The sequence below is a fragment of the Bradyrhizobium sp. AZCC 2262 genome, from assembly GCF_036924535.1.
Taxonomy (GTDB): Bacteria; Pseudomonadota; Alphaproteobacteria; order Rhizobiales; family Xanthobacteraceae; genus Bradyrhizobium.
In genome coordinates, this window is the sequence record NZ_JAZHRT010000001.1 from 1,806,952 (window position 1) to 1,821,796 (window position 14,845).

Here is a 14,845-nt window from a genome sequence, read left to right on the forward strand (position 1 = left end):
GGTTCGCGCCGCCAAACCTCCGTTCGGGCGGCGCGGGCTCAGCGGCCGAAGATCGGTTTGTGCCTGGGAAGACTCTAATCCTCTCGGTGACGGCGATATTCGGTCGGCGTAAGCCCGGTGAAGTTGCGAAATGCCTTCGAAAACGAACTCGTTTCGCGAAAGCCGATCCGGGCGCCGATTTGCGTCACTGAGAGCGCCGGCCTCTGCAACAAGCCCTTGGCGCGATCCATTCGGCGGGCCATATGGTAACGATGCGGAGGCGCGCCGAACGATTGCGTGAAGGCGCGCGCAAAATGATAGAGGCTCAGATCGACGAGCTCTGCGAGGGCCGCCAGCGAAATTTCCTCCGCGAGATGCTCCTCGATGAATTCGGCCACGCGCTTCTGCTGCCATGCTGGCAAGCCGCCGCGAACCGGTCTCGCCATGGAGGGTGCCGTTCTTTCCAGTCGAAGGAGCTCATGCATCAGCACAAGGCTCAAGGCCTCCGCATATTCGCGGCTCCACGGGTCGGAATTCCCGACTTCGGCCTTGAGCTTGAGCGCGGTGTCCCAGACGGCTTGATCGAAGAAGAACAGGCGCGGGCGGATCGCGGGACAGGCGAGGCCGGATTCTTGATCAAACAGCCGATCCGGCAGATCAATATAGATATAAGTGACGCGCGTCAGCACCCGCGGCGTCTGCCATCCGTAGAACCGATGGCCGGCGGGCACGAAGCTGAGCCTGCAATTGAATTCGCGCAAGGTCGATTTTGGCAGACCCTCGATTAGCGTCTCGCCATCATGCCGTTCTGCGCGTTCGTAAGCGATCAGCAAATGTCGTTGTGCTTGAAAGCCATCCTCGAAAGTCTCGCGCCGGATAATTCTTACGTTGTCAGCTTGTATCCGGCCCCAATTCGCCAGTTGGCGACGTGCGATATCGGGTGGGGAAATGTCAACAATCCGCAGGGGAGACGAAGGAACAGTGAGAATGCCGCTTCCACTCATAGTGCGTTCCCCATGCGGGCATTGACTCGGCAGCATTCTTCCATCCACGGCTAATGATGATGGGATCACGTCGTCGTCACCGCCGCTCGCGATTGAAAGAGCGTTCTCCATCTTTGGCGGAGGGTCGTTGCGACAGCCCATCCAAAGAGTAAGCATGTGAATTCATGACACCATTAAATTGTCGTTCAGAAACTAAATTCGATTTTATTCTTGGCTGGCGTGCACGGTGCTCAAACGCCGAGCGGGGACCTTGTCAAATTGTGCGAGCCTTTCATGGAATCTAAGCAAGAAAACCCAAGAGCGCGGCAAGTCGAGACAAGGGCAACCAGCGCTCTTCACCAAATGGCGGATATGTCAGTCGGCAGGTGCGCATCAAAAAGGTGTGTTGAGCCCGGCCAGGAGTCGCCATGTCCAAACACCAGCCAATCTCTCCTCTTGCTGTCTCAAGTTCATCGGGGAATTTACCTGGCGAGCGAGGCGATGCTGGATTGGCTGGCGTCCAGCCGGACGTGGGCGAAATTGGCTTTGTCGGCCTTGGTCACATGGGATCGGCGATGGCCGCAAACCTTGCAGCCAGCGGACGGCGGGTAATCGCCTATGTCCGCCGCTCGGACCAGATCGGCAGGCTTGAGGCACTCGGTCTCAGGCCGACGACCGATATCGGCGATCTGCTCGACTGCAAGATCGTCATCAGCATGTTGCCGGACGATGATGCCGTACGCGAGATCGTGTTGGGTCGAGGAGACATCGGCCTCGACGGTCTAGCCGCGGGCCTGATGCCTGGCGCGATCCACCTGTCGATGAGCACGATTAGCACTGCGGCTGCGTCGCTGCTTGCGAGCGAGCACGCACGCAACGGGCAGGGCTATGTAGCCGCGCCGGTGTTCGGAAATCCGGATGCCGCCAAGGCGCGCCAGCTGTTCATCATCGCCGCTGGCCGTTCAGCCGATGTCGTGCGCTGCCAGCCGATCCTGGACAACCTTGGACAAAGGACATTTGTTGTCGGAGCCGACCCGCAAGACGCCAACCTCGTCAAATTGCTCGGCAATATGATGAGCGCCACGGCACTGGAGATGCTCGGAGAAGTCGTGGCCGTAGTCCGAAAGCGCGGACTGGATCCACAGCCTTTCGTGGACATCATGACGGCCACGATGTTCGGCGGGCGCGCGCACAAGATTTACGGTGACAAGATCGCCAGGCAGACCTATGCGCCCGGATTTGTTTTGCCTCTCGTGCTCAAGGACGTGCGTCTGGCGCTGGCGGAAGCAGAGAAGGCGGGCGTCCCCATGCCGTCAGTGGGCGTTGTCAGGGACCGGTTGATCACGGGAATCGCGCGCGGTTATGGCGACCTTGACTGGACTGCACTCGCGCTCATCGCCGAGGAGGAGGCGGGCCTCTACACCATATCCTCAGTGAATCCCGACTGAGTTTGGACTTGTCCGCCGCTCACGCTCCCAAAGGCACACGCATTCGAAGAAGGAACAGCATATGGCCGATCAAGCAGAGACCCTCGAAACGAGAATGAAGTTGACAAGCATTCCCGGCACGTCGCTCAGGGTATCACCGGTCGCGATCGGTACTTGGGCGATCGGCGGGTGGATGTGGGGCGGAACCGACGAAGCCGAATCCATCGCCACCATCCGGACCGCTTTTGAGCACGGCATCAACCTTGTCGATACGGCCCCGGTCTATGGATTTGGCCGCTCCGAAGAAATCGTTGGCAGGGCGATCGCCGAAAGCGGACTACGCTCCAACGTGCTGATTGCCACCAAGGCCGGACTTCAATGGGAAGGTGGAAAGGTATCACGCAATGCCAGCCGCGCCCGCATCATGTGGGAGGTCGAAGAGTCCTTGCGCAGGCTTCGGACCGACTACATTGACATCTATCAGATTCACTGGCCAGATCCGCTGGTTACGATCGAAGAGACCGCGGACGCAATGCACACCCTGTTCGCGCAAGGGAAGATTCGCGCCATCGGCGTGAGCAACTTCTCGGTTCTCCAGATGGAGCGGTTTCGCCACATCGCGCCACTGCACGTGCTGCAGCCGCCCTACAATCTGTTCGAACGCGGAATCGAGACCGACCTACTGCCCTATTGCCGGAGGAACAAGATCGCGATGCTGGGATATGGCGCGCTGTGCCGAGGCCTGTTGTCGGGACGAATGCGGGCAGGTACGGTTTTCGGTGGCGACGACCTGAGGCGCACCGATCCGAAATTCCTCGAGCCTCGGTTCGCGCAATATCTGGCAGCTGTCCACCGGCTCGATCGGCTCGCTCAGCAGCGTTTCGGCAAGCGCGTCATTCACCTCGCGGTCCGCTGGATGCTCGATCAGGGCATCACCGCCGCCTTGTGGGGGGCTCGCCATCCCGATCAGCTGCAGCCGGCCGACGAGGTGACCGGATGGTCGCTCGATGCCTCTGATATGGCTAAAATCGATGAGATCCTTCGCGAAATCATCACCGATCCGGTGGGCCCGGAGTTCATGGCGCCGCCGTCACGCAGTGTCGTAGTCTGACGCAACACCGCTTGGCCTGTCTTGGAACCGGAAAAATGATCGCTTCTTAGCGAGTTCAATACATTCGCCGAGAGCAATGAACCGCATCACTTTCTGATCCTGCATTAACGGCGAATTTAATAGCTCTCGGTTGTGACGTTACTACGTTCAGGTTCGTTGATCGCATCCTGGGCAGGGAAACTACAATGGACATCACGGCACTTCTTCTCTCCAGAATTCAATTCGCCTTTACCATCACGTTTCATATCATCTTTCCATCCTTCACGATCGGGTTGGCAGCCTGGCTCACCGTCCTCGAGGCCCTGGGGCTTTCCACGGGCCGACCCGTCTATCGCGTGATCTTCGAGTTCTGGCTGAAGATATTCGGTGTGGCATTCGGCTTGGGTGTGGTGTCCGGGATCGTCATGGCATTCCAGTTCGGCACCAACTGGAGCGTGCTGTCCAAGGTGTCCGGGCCGATCCAGGGCCCGCTCCTGATGTACGAAACCTTTACCGCATTCATGCTCGAGGCCAGTTTCTTCGGCGTCCTCATCTTTGGCCGCAGCCGAGTGCCGCCATGGTTCTACCTGTTTTCGACTGCGATGGTCGCGCTGGGAACCACTTTTTCGGCGTTCTGGATCATGGTCAATAACAGCTGGATGCAGGTGCCATCAGGCTATGTCATGGAGAATGGCAGCTTTGTTCCCAATGACTGGACCAAGATCATCTTCAATTCGGTCGTTTGGTCGCGATTCCCGCACATGTTGCTTGCCTCCTACCTTACCGGTGCCTTCTGCGTCGCCGCGACCGGGGCATGGTACGTGCTGCGAAAGGAATACCATGCTGAGTCCCGCATCATGCTGCGCATGGGCCTTGGTCTCGCCGCCGTGCTGATGCCGATCCAGCTGTTCTTCGGGCATCTAAACGGCATCTATGTCAATACTTATCAACCATCCAAGATGGCTGCGATCGAGGGACGCTGGAATGATGAAAAACCGGGGTCTGAAGTGCTGTTCGCATGGCCGGATGTGAAGAACCGGCGCAACCTGTTCGCGATTACGCTGCCGCCACCCTTCGGCAGCCTGATCGATTCCGATAGTCTCACTGCAGGGGAAACAGGACTCAACAGCATCCCTCCGGAGAACTGGCCGCCAGTGGTCATCCCGTTCTTCGCATTCCGGATCATGGTCGGATGTGGTCTGCTGATGCTGGGGCTCGCCTGGCTCGGCAGCTATCTGAGTTACAGGCACCGCCTAGCGTACAATCGCCCGCTGCTTTGGCTGACCTTCCTGAGCTTTCCGCTGCCCTTCGTCGCGATCATTACCGGCTGGTTCACCGCTGAAGTCGGCCGCCAGCCCTGGGTGGTTTATGGCGTGCTGCGAACCGCGGATGCCGTGACGCCGTTCCTGACGGCGCGCGAAGCGACGATTTCACTGGCGATCTTCTGTTCGGTCTACGCCTTCATCTTTCTGTTCGGCACGTTTTACATCTATCGGCTCATCCGCATTGGTCCTGCGAGAAAGTCGTTCGAGGTTCCGCATCTCGTGGTTCCGAACCGACCGATGTCACTCGCCGAGGAAGAGCCAACCTCCGTATCCAACTCCATCGTCGCCGGAGAGTAGCCATGATCATGTTCTGGGTTTTGCTTTTGGCCATCAGCATCTTGCTCTATGTGCTGCTTGACGGTGTCGATCTCGGCGTCGGCTTGTTGTTCGGACTGTCGAACGGCGAAGCCAGGCGTAGTACGATGCTGAGCGCCGTCGCGCCGATCTGGGACGGCAACGAGACCTGGCTGGTGGTCACCGCGGTGATCCTGTGGGGAGCCTTCCCGCTGGTCTATGCGACGTTGCTGTCGGCTTTCTACCTTCCTCTTATTGTCATGCTCGCCGGCTTGATCCTGCGCGGTGTGGCATTCGAGTTTCGCTACAAAACGCAACGGCTGCGGTGGATCTGGGATTTGAGCTTCGCCGGCGGATCCCTGATCGCGACATTTATACAAGGCATGACGGTCGGCGCCGTGGTCGAAGGACTGCAGTTCACCAACGGCGAATATTCCGGCGGTGCGGTCGGCTGGCTCACGCCGTTTGCGGTCCTTTGCGGCATCGGCCTGTGTCTTGGCTACGCGCTTCTTGGCGCTTGCTGGCTGATAAGGAAATGCGAGGGCCAAGTTCGCGACGTTGCGCGCCGCCAGATTCCCGTACTTGCGGTCGGCGTACTGGCGTTCCTCGTGGTTGTGTTCGCTTACGCGTTGGCCGAAAATCTTCCAATCCTGCATCGCTGGATCGACCGGCCATATCTGTTTGTGTTTCCGGCGATTGGCGCGATCGCGGCGGCAGTACTCGCGCTCAGTATCCTGAACCACAACGATTACTTGCCATTCCACATGGTCGCGCTGGTCTTCATGTCGGCGTTCGGCACGCTGGCGCTGTCCTTCTGGCCATACATGATCCCTTCCGTCATCACCGTCGACCAGGCTGCCGCACCGCAATCGAGCCTGGTGTTCATGTTCTGGGGGTGCGGGGTGATCGTCTTTCCACTGATGTTGATCTACACGCTGGTGAGCTACAGTGTGTTCAGGGGAAAAGTCCGGGCGAGCGGCGGGTACGGGCACTAGATTGTCTTCATGGCGATCGCGCTCAATGCGAAAATGCTGCCGACCGTGCTCAGCATTATCGCGGGAAGCGTGGACGCAATCAGCTTTCTCGGACTTGGCGGCCTGTTCACCGCCCATGTCACGGGCAATCTTGTTGTCCTTGTCGCGCATCTGGCCGCTGGGAGCCGCGCGCCTGTAGCGAACATTCTATCGGTCCCGGTGTTCGTGGCGGCGCTCGGGTTGACCAGATTGCTGGCCAGCGTCCTGGAGAGGATCGGATTCGCCTCGCTCCGACCGCTTCTTCTGCTGCAATTGCTATTGCTCGTTGGCTTCCTCGCCCTGTGTGCTTCCGCCGGCGCAAGAGTGGACCCGCACGCAGCGAGGGCGATCCTTGCGGGAATGTTCGGTGTCTCGGCGATGGCCGTGCAAAATGCGCTCGTGCAGATTTCGCTGAAAGGCGTGCCGTCGACCGCGGTCATGACGACCAACATCACACATTTCATGATGGATATCGGCGAGGTGCTGTTCGGTCGCAAGCTATCTGACGTCGCCAAGGCGCGCGCCCGGGCGCTGCTGACCTGGCCGGCGATCGTCGGTTTTGCCGCTGGCTGCGGCCTTGGAGCGACATGCGAGGCAGCAATTGGCCTTACGTCCTTGGCTTTACCTGTGGGCCTCGCTGTGCTCGCGGTTGCTATGGGGATGAACGCGAACACCGCGAAAACCCGGGATTGATCAGCCGGGCTGGCCTTGAGCCACAAGGTCCGCTCAAACCTGCCGGGCTGTCACGGCATTGGGCTATGGTGATCGGGGTCCCGATAGCGCAGCGCTGTCGGGATCTCATCAATCCGGGCTCATGGTGGCTCGCCTCACGTCGAACCGCCTCTCAAACTCCACTACATTGACGACCCCACGGCGATGGGTGCCGTCACCGATCTTGCGGTCGCCATCCCAGGCCTCGAGCTTAAACACCACGCTCTTGCGGTCGACCTCAATCACCCGCGAAATGGCACGGACCGTGCGGCCGACCGGCGTTGCGGCGAGATGACGGACTTTCACGTCCATGCCAACGCTGACGAAGCCTTTCGGCAAATGCGAGGCGATCGCGGAGCCTGATGCCATTTCCATATGAAGAATCATCATCGGCGTGGCGTAGACCGACGGCATGTCCGCCACAAAATGACCCACCGTCATCTCGGGAGTCACGATGATGGTCTTCTCGGCGGTCATGCCAGTCGTGACATCGTTGAGGGCGTCCATATTCTCCTCGTCCGTGATTCCCTCGTGATCCAGCGGATGACCGCTGGATCACGAGTTTTCTTGTTTGTGTCCGAAATCCGTCCGTGACTTCGCGATCTACGACTTGGGCATCACGCCGGGGCCGTTATCGGGCCACTTCGCAATGGCTGCCTCGTCGACATTCAGATGCTGGGCGACGAGTGATGGTGGGGTGTGCGTCAGCCAATTGGAGAGGGAAACCTCTTCATAGCGGGAAGCCTTGAAGACTCCGATAAACTGCAGGTCAGTGTCTCCGACGTTCTCGACGTAATGTCCGAGATTGCGCCTGACGTAGCCGATGTCTCGGGCATTGCAGTCCATCGTCATCGCATTGGGCCGGTATTGAACACCGTCATGCGTGCCGTGCCCTTGATATAGTACTGCCATTCGTCGGCATTCGGAGCCGCGCCTGCAACAGCGCCTGCAGCAGCCACCGCCAGCACATTCCGTCTTGAAAGCATGATCATCGCTCCGTTGAAAGATCGAGTGCAGATCAAAGATAGCTTCACGAATATCGTGATCCATTAAATTGGGATTCAGAATTGCCTCGAGGACTGATCAGGTGGCAGGCGGGGTGTTATTTCCCCGACGAGCTATTGATGTTCAAATCCGACGCGGGTGTCCGACTCGGTACGCGGACTTCGACCACGCTGTGGTCGAGAACCTGATGACATGAATTGCATGCGGCGGTCAGATCGGCATAGGCCTTGGCGAATCCGGTGCCGTCTTTGGATTGGATCGCGCTGTTGAGTTTCTTGAACGGTTGCGCCGTAACGGAAGTGATCATGTCCGGGAAGGAGATGTCGTGAACGCTGGGGTGAGCGCGCCCGAGTCGATCGAAGGCGCCGCGAAGGTTTCCGAGCTCGTAGGCCGCAAGCTGCCAGTTTCCATCCTGCTCAGCCTGCCAGAGGCGCTCATGCCGTGGTTGAATTGTCGCAATCATCAGGTCGCTGATGCTCGGCAGATATTCGATGGCATGAGGTGAGGGCGTCGCTTCTGGTCCTGCGGCAGCGCTGCGCGAGGCCGCAAGACAGATCGCCAGGATGGCGCTTGCGGTAACTGCGATCGCCGCAACCATGAACGGGCGGCGCCGGATGCCTGTTTCTTCTGGCCCGATCATGTGCGCATCGGCAGCCCGGAAAGCAGCTTGTCGAGTGTGATCGGGTAATCCCGAACCCGGACGCCGCATGCATTGTAAACTGCATTGGCAATCGAGGCGCCGGCGCCGCAGATTCCGAGTTCGCCGACGCCCTTGCTTTTGAGCGGGTTGGATCTGTCGTCCAGCTCGGGAAGGAAGATGGCTTCAATGGCTGGAATATCGGCATGCACCGGCACGTGGTATTCGGCGAGATCGTGATTGACGAAAAAGCCGAAACGCGGATCGAGCGCCATTTCTTCGTGCAGCGCTGCGCCTACACCGAACACCATTCCGCCCATCGCCTGCGAGCGCGCCGTCTTTGCGTTGAGAACACGGCCGGCGGTGAATACGCCGAGCATGCGCCGCAGGCTCACCTCACCCGTATCCGCGTCGACGCCTACTTCGGCGAAATGCGCGCCATAGGATTGCTGTGAAAAATCCTTGTTGTTGCGGCCGGGCCTGATTTCGCCGTCGGCGTCCATCCCGGCGCCCAAAAGGTCCGTCAGCTTCCTGGACTGTTCGCCGGATGCGATGCTGCCGTTGGCGAACCTTGCGGTTGCCGGATTCATGCCGGCGGTCCGTGCCAGCTTTTCGCGCAGCGCATTGCACGCCTCGAACAGGGCCGAGCCCGAGCTGCCCGCGCCCCATGAGCCGCCCGAACCTGCCGCCTGCGGAAAGCTGGTATCGCCGAGTTTGACCTGGACGCGTTCGGTCCGCAGGCCGAGCATCTCCGCTGCGATCTGCGAAAGGATGGTGTAGGTCCCGGTTCCTATGTCGGTCATCGCCATTCGCACGGTGCAGGTACCGTCGGGATCCAGCCGGACATTGGCCTTGGAAAGCTGAAGCGGGTTGCCGCGTGTCGCCGCAGCCATGCCGATTCCCACCAGCCATCGTCCGTCGCGAAGCTGGCCTGGCTTTGGATTGCGCTTGTCCCATCCAAATCGGCGTGCGCCTTCCTGCATGCAAGCGATCAGGTGGCGGCTCGAGTAGGGGATATGCTTTTCCGGATCCTCGCTCGGCTCGTTTCGAATGCGCAATTCGATCGGGTCGAGATTGAGTTTCTCGGCAAGCTCGTCCATCGCACATTCAAGAGCCATCAGTCCGACCGACTCGCCGGGAGCCCGCATCGACGACGCCACCGGAATATCCAGTGGCGCCAGACGATGTCGCGTCAACCGATTGGGCCCGGCATAGAGCGTGCGGGTCTGGAGGGCGGCGCCCTCGTAAGTTTGCTCGCTGGGCAAATTGCCGGAGAACACATCGTGGCCGATCGCGAGAATACGGCCCTCCCGATCGGTCCCCAGACGAACACGCTGGATTGTGTCCGAGCGGTGGGTCGTGACGTGAAAGATCTGCTGCCGGGTCAGTGCGATTTTCACCGGCCGCTTGAGTTGCCGTGATGCGATCGCCGCCAGGATCGCATCGGCGTTGACCCAGAGCTTGCCGCCGAACCCGCCACCGATGAACGGGCTAATCAGGCGGATGTTCTCGACGGGAATTTTCAGGGTTGTCGCGATGACCTTTTGACCCTGGTTGAGCATCTGGTTCGCCGTGTGCAGGATCAACTTGTCGCCGTCCCACATCGCGAGCGTGGCATGGGGTTCCATCATCGCGTGACTTTGCAATGGGGTGGTATAGGTCACGTCGAGTTGCACCGGGGCGCCGGCAAATGCGCCTGCGAAATCGCCCACCGCGCTGTCGGCTGTCGGAGCGTCACTTGGCCTTGGAACGCGAGCCTCATTGAGGTTGGCACGGAGCGCGTATTTTCCGTTTGACCGATCATACTTCACGTTGACGAGGTAAGCCGCCGCCCGGGCCTCCTCGAAGCTCCTGGCAACCACGAAGGCAACCGGTTGGCCGTAGCCCGTCACTTCCGGCCCGGTGAGTACGGGATGCGCTTTGCGGTGATTGCCGGTGCCCTGTGCGGGTGTGTTGCGATGGGTGAGAACCAGCGCCACGCCCGGCGCCTTCTCCGCCGCCCGCGTGTCAAGCGATCTGATCCTTCCTTTTCCGATCGAGGCCTCGACCACAAAACCATACAGCACGTTGTCCTGCTGCATCTCATAGGCGTAGCGCGCGCCGCCGGTGACCTTCAATGGACCGTCCACGCGGTCGAGTGGCTTGCCCACGATGCCCTCCGCATCGAGGGCATTGGGGCCGACGGGTGAATTCATTTCCATAGGTTCGCTCCCCTCAAGTCTGGGTTGTCTCTGCCAGCACGCTGTGCAGCGTGCGCCGCGTCAGGGGCATCTTGAAATCGTTACCGCCAAATCCGCGCGCGCCTTCGAGAACAGCATCTGCAGCCACGCTGAAAGTGGTCGTGCTTGCAGTTGCGTTGACCAACCTCTGCTCGGCCTGCGCCACCCGCCACGGCCTATGCGCCAACCCGCCGAAGGCCAGCCGGGCCGCGCGGATCTGGCCTCGCGTGCTGTCGACGATTGCAGCAACGGACACCAGCGCAAAGGCGTAGGAAGCGCGATCGCGGACCTTGCGGTAAACCTGCACACCCGGGGGCGGCGGAGGCAGCGTCACCGCAGTGATGAGTTCACCCGGCTTGAGCGACGTCTCAATCTCGGGAGTGTTGCCGGGAAGACGATAAAACTCCGCGATCGGAATCACCTTGGTTTCGCCCTGGCGATTGATCGTCTCCACCCTGGCGTCGAGCGCCTGCATCGCCACAGCCATATCCGACGGATGGGTCGCAATGCAGTGCTCGCTGGTGCCCAGGATCGCGTGAATGCGGTTGAAGCCGGCGAGCGCTGCACAACCGGAGCCGGGGTTGCGCTTGTTGCAGGGTTTTGTGATGTCATAGAAATAGTAGCAGCGGGTTCGCTGCAGCAGATTGCCGCCAGTCGTGGCCTTGTTGCGCAACTGCGCACTGGCGCCAGCCAGCAGCGCGCGGCTCAGCACGCCGTAACGCTGGCGCACACGCGGGTCTGCGGCGAGCTCGCTGTTGCGAACCAGCGTACCGATACGCAAGCCCCCGTCGGAAGTTTCTTCGATCTTGTCGAGCGGCAGGCGGTTGATATCGACAAGATTCGAGGGTGTCTCGACCTGCAATTTCATCAGGTCGAGCAAATTGGTGCCGCCGGCGATGATTTTCGCACCGGGCTTGACGGCAGCGGCGGCCGCCTGCGCCGCCGAGTCGGCGCGTTGGTAGGTAAAGGCTTTCATGTCGGCATTCCTGCGGCTTGTTTGATAGCGGCCACGATGTTGGGGTAGGCTGCGCAGCGACAGATGTTGCCGCTCATTCTCTCGCGGATTTCCACATCGGTGAGTTCGGCGGCCGACTTCGTCAAATCCTCGGTCACATAGCTCGGCATGCCCGACTGGCTTTCGGCCAGCATTCCGATGGCCGAGCAGATCTGGCCGGAGGTGCAGTAACCGCACTGGAAGCCGTCATGCTCGACGAAGGCTGTCTGCAATGGATGCAAATTCGTGCCTTGGGCGAGCCCCTCGATCGTGGTGACGGATTGGCCGTCGTGCATAACCGCAAGCGTCAGGCAGGAGTTGATGCGGCGTCCTTCGATCAGCACCGTGCACGCGCCACATTGGCCGTGATCGCAACCCTTTTTCGAGCCGGTCAGGGTGAGGTGCTCCCGCAAAGCATCGAGCAATGTCGTGCGGGGATCGAGGGGCAGCGAATGCGAACGGCCGTTGATCTGAAGTATGACGCTCACTGATGGCGGGGTCGGCTCTTTGTTGTCGACGGACCCGGCGGCAACAGCGGCGCGTGGAAGCCCTGTCAACAGCAGCGCGGTGGTCCCGGTCTCGACGACGGTGCGGCGGGTAACCTCAAATCGAATTGGTGCATCCGGCGCTCTGTTGGATTCGTGGTCGTCCATGATTGCTCCATGTTCGCAAGGTCCGTGAAGGCTGGTTGCAGGAAGGCATCGGGCTTACGGCCTGGTGCCACCCTGCGTTCTGCAGGAAGACACCCGCTTACGGCCAGGTGTCGTCCGGAAGGTTGACGACGATGGGTGTCGCGGTGCTGCGCACGACCACCCATCGAAATGGTTCGAGTTTTGAGGGGTTGATTTCCATGTGGGGCAGAAAGGCGGGAACATGAATGAAGTCGCCGGCCTCGGCGCGCGCAACCGATTCACCGCTTATGCCCCAGCGGATTTCGCAGACTCCAGAGAGCACGTAGGCGATCGTTTCCTGCTCTCCGTGATGATGAATTCCTGTTCGCGATCCCGGCTCTACTTCGAACAGGCCGCCCCAGATGGCTGACGCAATGCCGAGTGCAGGTGCGATCGCGGCGCGACGTTCGGAGCCTGAAGTCTGTGCGGTTCCTCGATCGAATTCAGCCGGGCTGACGATGCGGATTGCAGAAGCGCTCATGGTGTCCCCGATTCAATTTGGGTCTTCAACCACGGAGTTAAGCAGCGGCTGATGAGAAAGTGACTAAATTGGAGTTTATAGAGTTCACTTACAATTGAGCCCGCATTCTCTTGGCGAGGAAATGGTGCTGGCTTTTTCAAGTCGGTCGTCCAAATGATATCATTGCCCCAAAGAGCGCTGGATGGAGGTCGGAGCCGGTGGCACGAAACGGCGCTTCGCCATGTCGACCGCTTGCTGCCCTAACACCATTCCGAACAGGCCGACGAGGGCGATCATCGGCGGCGCCGGAGAGCGGACATGGACGAGCCCGTAGGCCGCGCCCACTACCAGCCCCATAAACAGGGACACGAGATACCCAGTCATCACGGACTCCTATTTCTGCGGCCGCAACGGACCGGCGGAATCACAAGTCGCTTTGGCCGTTCGATTCGATCCAGCGCTCACGGTTGTCGAGGCTATGCGCGGGCACCTGCCGAGGAAGATTTCTTCGGCAGGCGCCCGGCCCAGGATTCGATCACAGCGGCATGATTTCCGGCTTGTTGTTCGGGAATTTTGCGATGGTCGCCTTGCTGACGTTTATGTGCTGCGCCACCATCGCCGGTGGCGTGCGGGTGATCCAATCGGACAGGGAGACGTCGGCGAAATACGGCGCTCTGAAGACTTCAAGGAACTGCAGATCGGTGTCGCCTGTGTTCTTGATATAGTGTCCGAGGTTCTTCTTGACGTAGCCGACGTCGCCTGCATTGAAGTCCATCGTGACAGCGTTCGGGCCGGTGTTGAAGATCGTCATCTGTCCCTTGCCCTTGATCCAGTACTGCCATTCGTCGGCGTTGGGATGCCAGTGCATCTCCCGCATGCCGCCGGGACGCACCGTCACCAGCGCGGCGGCGACGGTGGTCGAGACGGTGAAGTTGCGGCTGTCGGCAATGTGCACCGTACCGCCGTTGGTCTCGCGCGCCGGGGCTCCCGATCCGAGCGAGAAGGTGAAAGGATGCGGCGGTGCGCCGCGTCCGCTCACTGCAGCGCGGTCCGCGGCCAGGTCGCCGGGCAACTCACCTTGGAAGATGTAGAGGTCGCGAAGCGGAATATCCTTGAACGTGTCGGCCGGAACGCCGAAATTTTGAGCCAGGATATCCGGCGGCGTATGCGTGAACCATTCCGACACCAGGAGGGTAGTAAACTCGGAGGCCTTGCCTTCATCGAAGCAGATGATGAACTCGCACCCGTCCGGGCCAAGGCCCTGCAGCGAATGCGGCAGGCCGGCGGGGAAATACCAGAGGTCGCCTTCCTTCACGTCGGCGATATAAGGCCGGCCCAGTTCGTCAAGCGTGGTGATGCGGCAAGTGCCGTACGTCATGTAGGCCCATTCCGCAAACTGGTGCCAGTGCATCTCGCGGATGCCGCCGGCGGTCAGCCGCATGTTGACGCCGGAGATGGTATCGGCAACCGCGAAGGAGTCCTGCGTCACCTGACGCGCCCAGCCGCCATTTTGAATGCGGCGCGGTGCATTGTTGAATGACGCCCAGCTCAGCGGCATGCTGCCAACGTCGGTCGCCGGCGGCGAAAATGCTCCCGGAAACTGGTCCCTGATCGCCGGATTCTGCGGACCGGGGTCGCTGGTGCTCCTCGGATTCTTGGCGTTGACCGCACCTTGAGGCGGATCGTTCGGATTGCCGAAGGTGATATCGCTCTTCACCGGCGTGGCATCCGCCGTGGTTATCGTCGCGGCTGCCATTGCCCCACTTGCGGCTGTCGCTGCCAACATGTCACGCCTCGAGAACATTGCTTGTCACTCCTGCTGAGGGATGAAGTCTGAACGGTTCGGATATCGTGGTGAGCTCTTCCAAAGCCATTAAATTGGCGTTTAGAAAGGCCGGCCCGCGTTCGATCGCAGCGACAAGTGCCGGTGTCAGGAGCGGCGGCCATACTCGATCGTTCGACCGATTGGACCGCCATGGATTTGTTCAGACCTCGCACTTGCATGCGGAGTCGATACTTTAGGCAGAGCTTCACGAT

The 14,845-nt window shown here is 60.2% G+C and carries 14 protein-coding genes and 1 pseudogene; 5 read left to right on the forward strand and 10 right to left on the reverse strand.

From position 1 onward, the window contains the following. Window positions 1-74 precede the first annotated feature (74 nt). Window positions 75-812, reverse strand: a complete 738-nt coding sequence (locus V1283_RS08520; RefSeq protein WP_334385991.1) for an AraC family transcriptional regulator — start codon at window positions 810-812, stop codon at window positions 75-77. 659 nt (window positions 813-1,471) lie between these two features. Between V1283_RS08520 and V1283_RS08525 the strand changes: the two genes are divergently transcribed. The 5 genes from V1283_RS08525 to V1283_RS08545 all read left to right on the forward strand — a co-directional run bounded on the left by V1283_RS08525 (window position 1,472) and on the right by V1283_RS08545 (window position 6,804). Next, window positions 1,472-2,410 (forward strand): NAD(P)-dependent oxidoreductase, encoded by a 939-nt coding sequence (locus V1283_RS08525; protein ID WP_334385992.1) that lies wholly within the window; start codon window positions 1,472-1,474, stop codon window positions 2,408-2,410. Between the two features lie 94 nt (window positions 2,411-2,504). Beyond that, window positions 2,505-3,500, forward strand: a complete 996-nt coding sequence (locus V1283_RS08530) for an aldo/keto reductase (RefSeq protein WP_334385993.1) — start codon at window positions 2,505-2,507, stop codon at window positions 3,498-3,500. A gap of 185 nt (window positions 3,501-3,685) precedes the next feature. Beyond that, on the forward strand, window positions 3,686-5,101 hold the full coding sequence (locus V1283_RS08535) for a cytochrome ubiquinol oxidase subunit I (RefSeq protein WP_334385994.1): 1,416 nt from the start codon (window positions 3,686-3,688) through the stop codon (window positions 5,099-5,101). Between the two features lie 2 nt (window positions 5,102-5,103). Next, the gene (gene cydB / locus V1283_RS08540; protein WP_334385995.1) at window positions 5,104-6,093 is read left to right on the forward strand and encodes a cytochrome d ubiquinol oxidase subunit II; all 990 of its coding nucleotides are present in this window, start codon (window positions 5,104-5,106) and stop codon (window positions 6,091-6,093) included. A gap of 9 nt (window positions 6,094-6,102) precedes the next feature. Further along, on the forward strand, window positions 6,103-6,804 hold the full coding sequence (locus V1283_RS08545) for a YoaK family protein (RefSeq protein ID WP_334385996.1): 702 nt from the start codon (window positions 6,103-6,105) through the stop codon (window positions 6,802-6,804). 108 nt (window positions 6,805-6,912) lie between these two features. Here V1283_RS08545 and V1283_RS08550 read toward each other — a convergent pair whose 3' ends face one another. The 9 genes and pseudogenes from V1283_RS08550 to V1283_RS08590 form a co-directional block, all read right to left on the reverse strand. After that, window positions 6,913-7,329: a thioesterase family protein gene (locus V1283_RS08550; RefSeq protein ID WP_334385997.1), complete on the reverse strand. Its 417-nt coding sequence runs from the start codon at window positions 7,327-7,329 to the stop codon at window positions 6,913-6,915. A gap of 96 nt (window positions 7,330-7,425) precedes the next feature. After that, window positions 7,426-7,748: pseudogene (locus tag V1283_RS08555) on the reverse strand (cupin domain-containing protein); the annotation flags it as partial. A gap of 176 nt (window positions 7,749-7,924) precedes the next feature. Beyond that, on the reverse strand, window positions 7,925-8,467 hold the full coding sequence (locus V1283_RS08560) for a cytochrome family protein (protein WP_334385998.1): 543 nt from the start codon (window positions 8,465-8,467) through the stop codon (window positions 7,925-7,927). Continuing rightward, entirely contained in the window at window positions 8,464-10,665 is a 2,202-nt protein-coding gene (locus V1283_RS08565) for a xanthine dehydrogenase family protein molybdopterin-binding subunit (RefSeq protein WP_334385999.1), read from the reverse strand. The genes V1283_RS08560 and V1283_RS08565 overlap by 4 nt, the downstream gene beginning before the upstream one ends. A gap of 13 nt (window positions 10,666-10,678) precedes the next feature. Beyond that, the gene (locus tag V1283_RS08570; protein WP_334386000.1) at window positions 10,679-11,659 is read right to left on the reverse strand and encodes an FAD binding domain-containing protein; all 981 of its coding nucleotides are present in this window, start codon (window positions 11,657-11,659) and stop codon (window positions 10,679-10,681) included. Further along, window positions 11,656-12,330 (reverse strand): 2Fe-2S iron-sulfur cluster-binding protein, encoded by a 675-nt coding sequence (locus V1283_RS08575; RefSeq protein ID WP_334386001.1) that lies wholly within the window; start codon window positions 12,328-12,330, stop codon window positions 11,656-11,658. The genes V1283_RS08570 and V1283_RS08575 overlap by 4 nt, the downstream gene beginning before the upstream one ends. A gap of 97 nt (window positions 12,331-12,427) precedes the next feature. After that, window positions 12,428-12,829, reverse strand: a complete 402-nt coding sequence (locus V1283_RS08580; RefSeq protein ID WP_334386002.1) for a cupin domain-containing protein — start codon at window positions 12,827-12,829, stop codon at window positions 12,428-12,430. 159 nt (window positions 12,830-12,988) lie between these two features. Beyond that, window positions 12,989-13,192 (reverse strand): DUF1427 family protein, encoded by a 204-nt coding sequence (locus V1283_RS08585; RefSeq protein ID WP_334386004.1) that lies wholly within the window; start codon window positions 13,190-13,192, stop codon window positions 12,989-12,991. 151 nt (window positions 13,193-13,343) lie between these two features. Continuing rightward, a complete protein-coding gene (locus V1283_RS08590) occupies window positions 13,344-14,612 on the reverse strand; it encodes a cupin domain-containing protein (RefSeq protein WP_334386005.1) in 1,269 nt (422 codons plus the stop codon). Window positions 14,613-14,845: the final 233 nt, after the last annotated feature.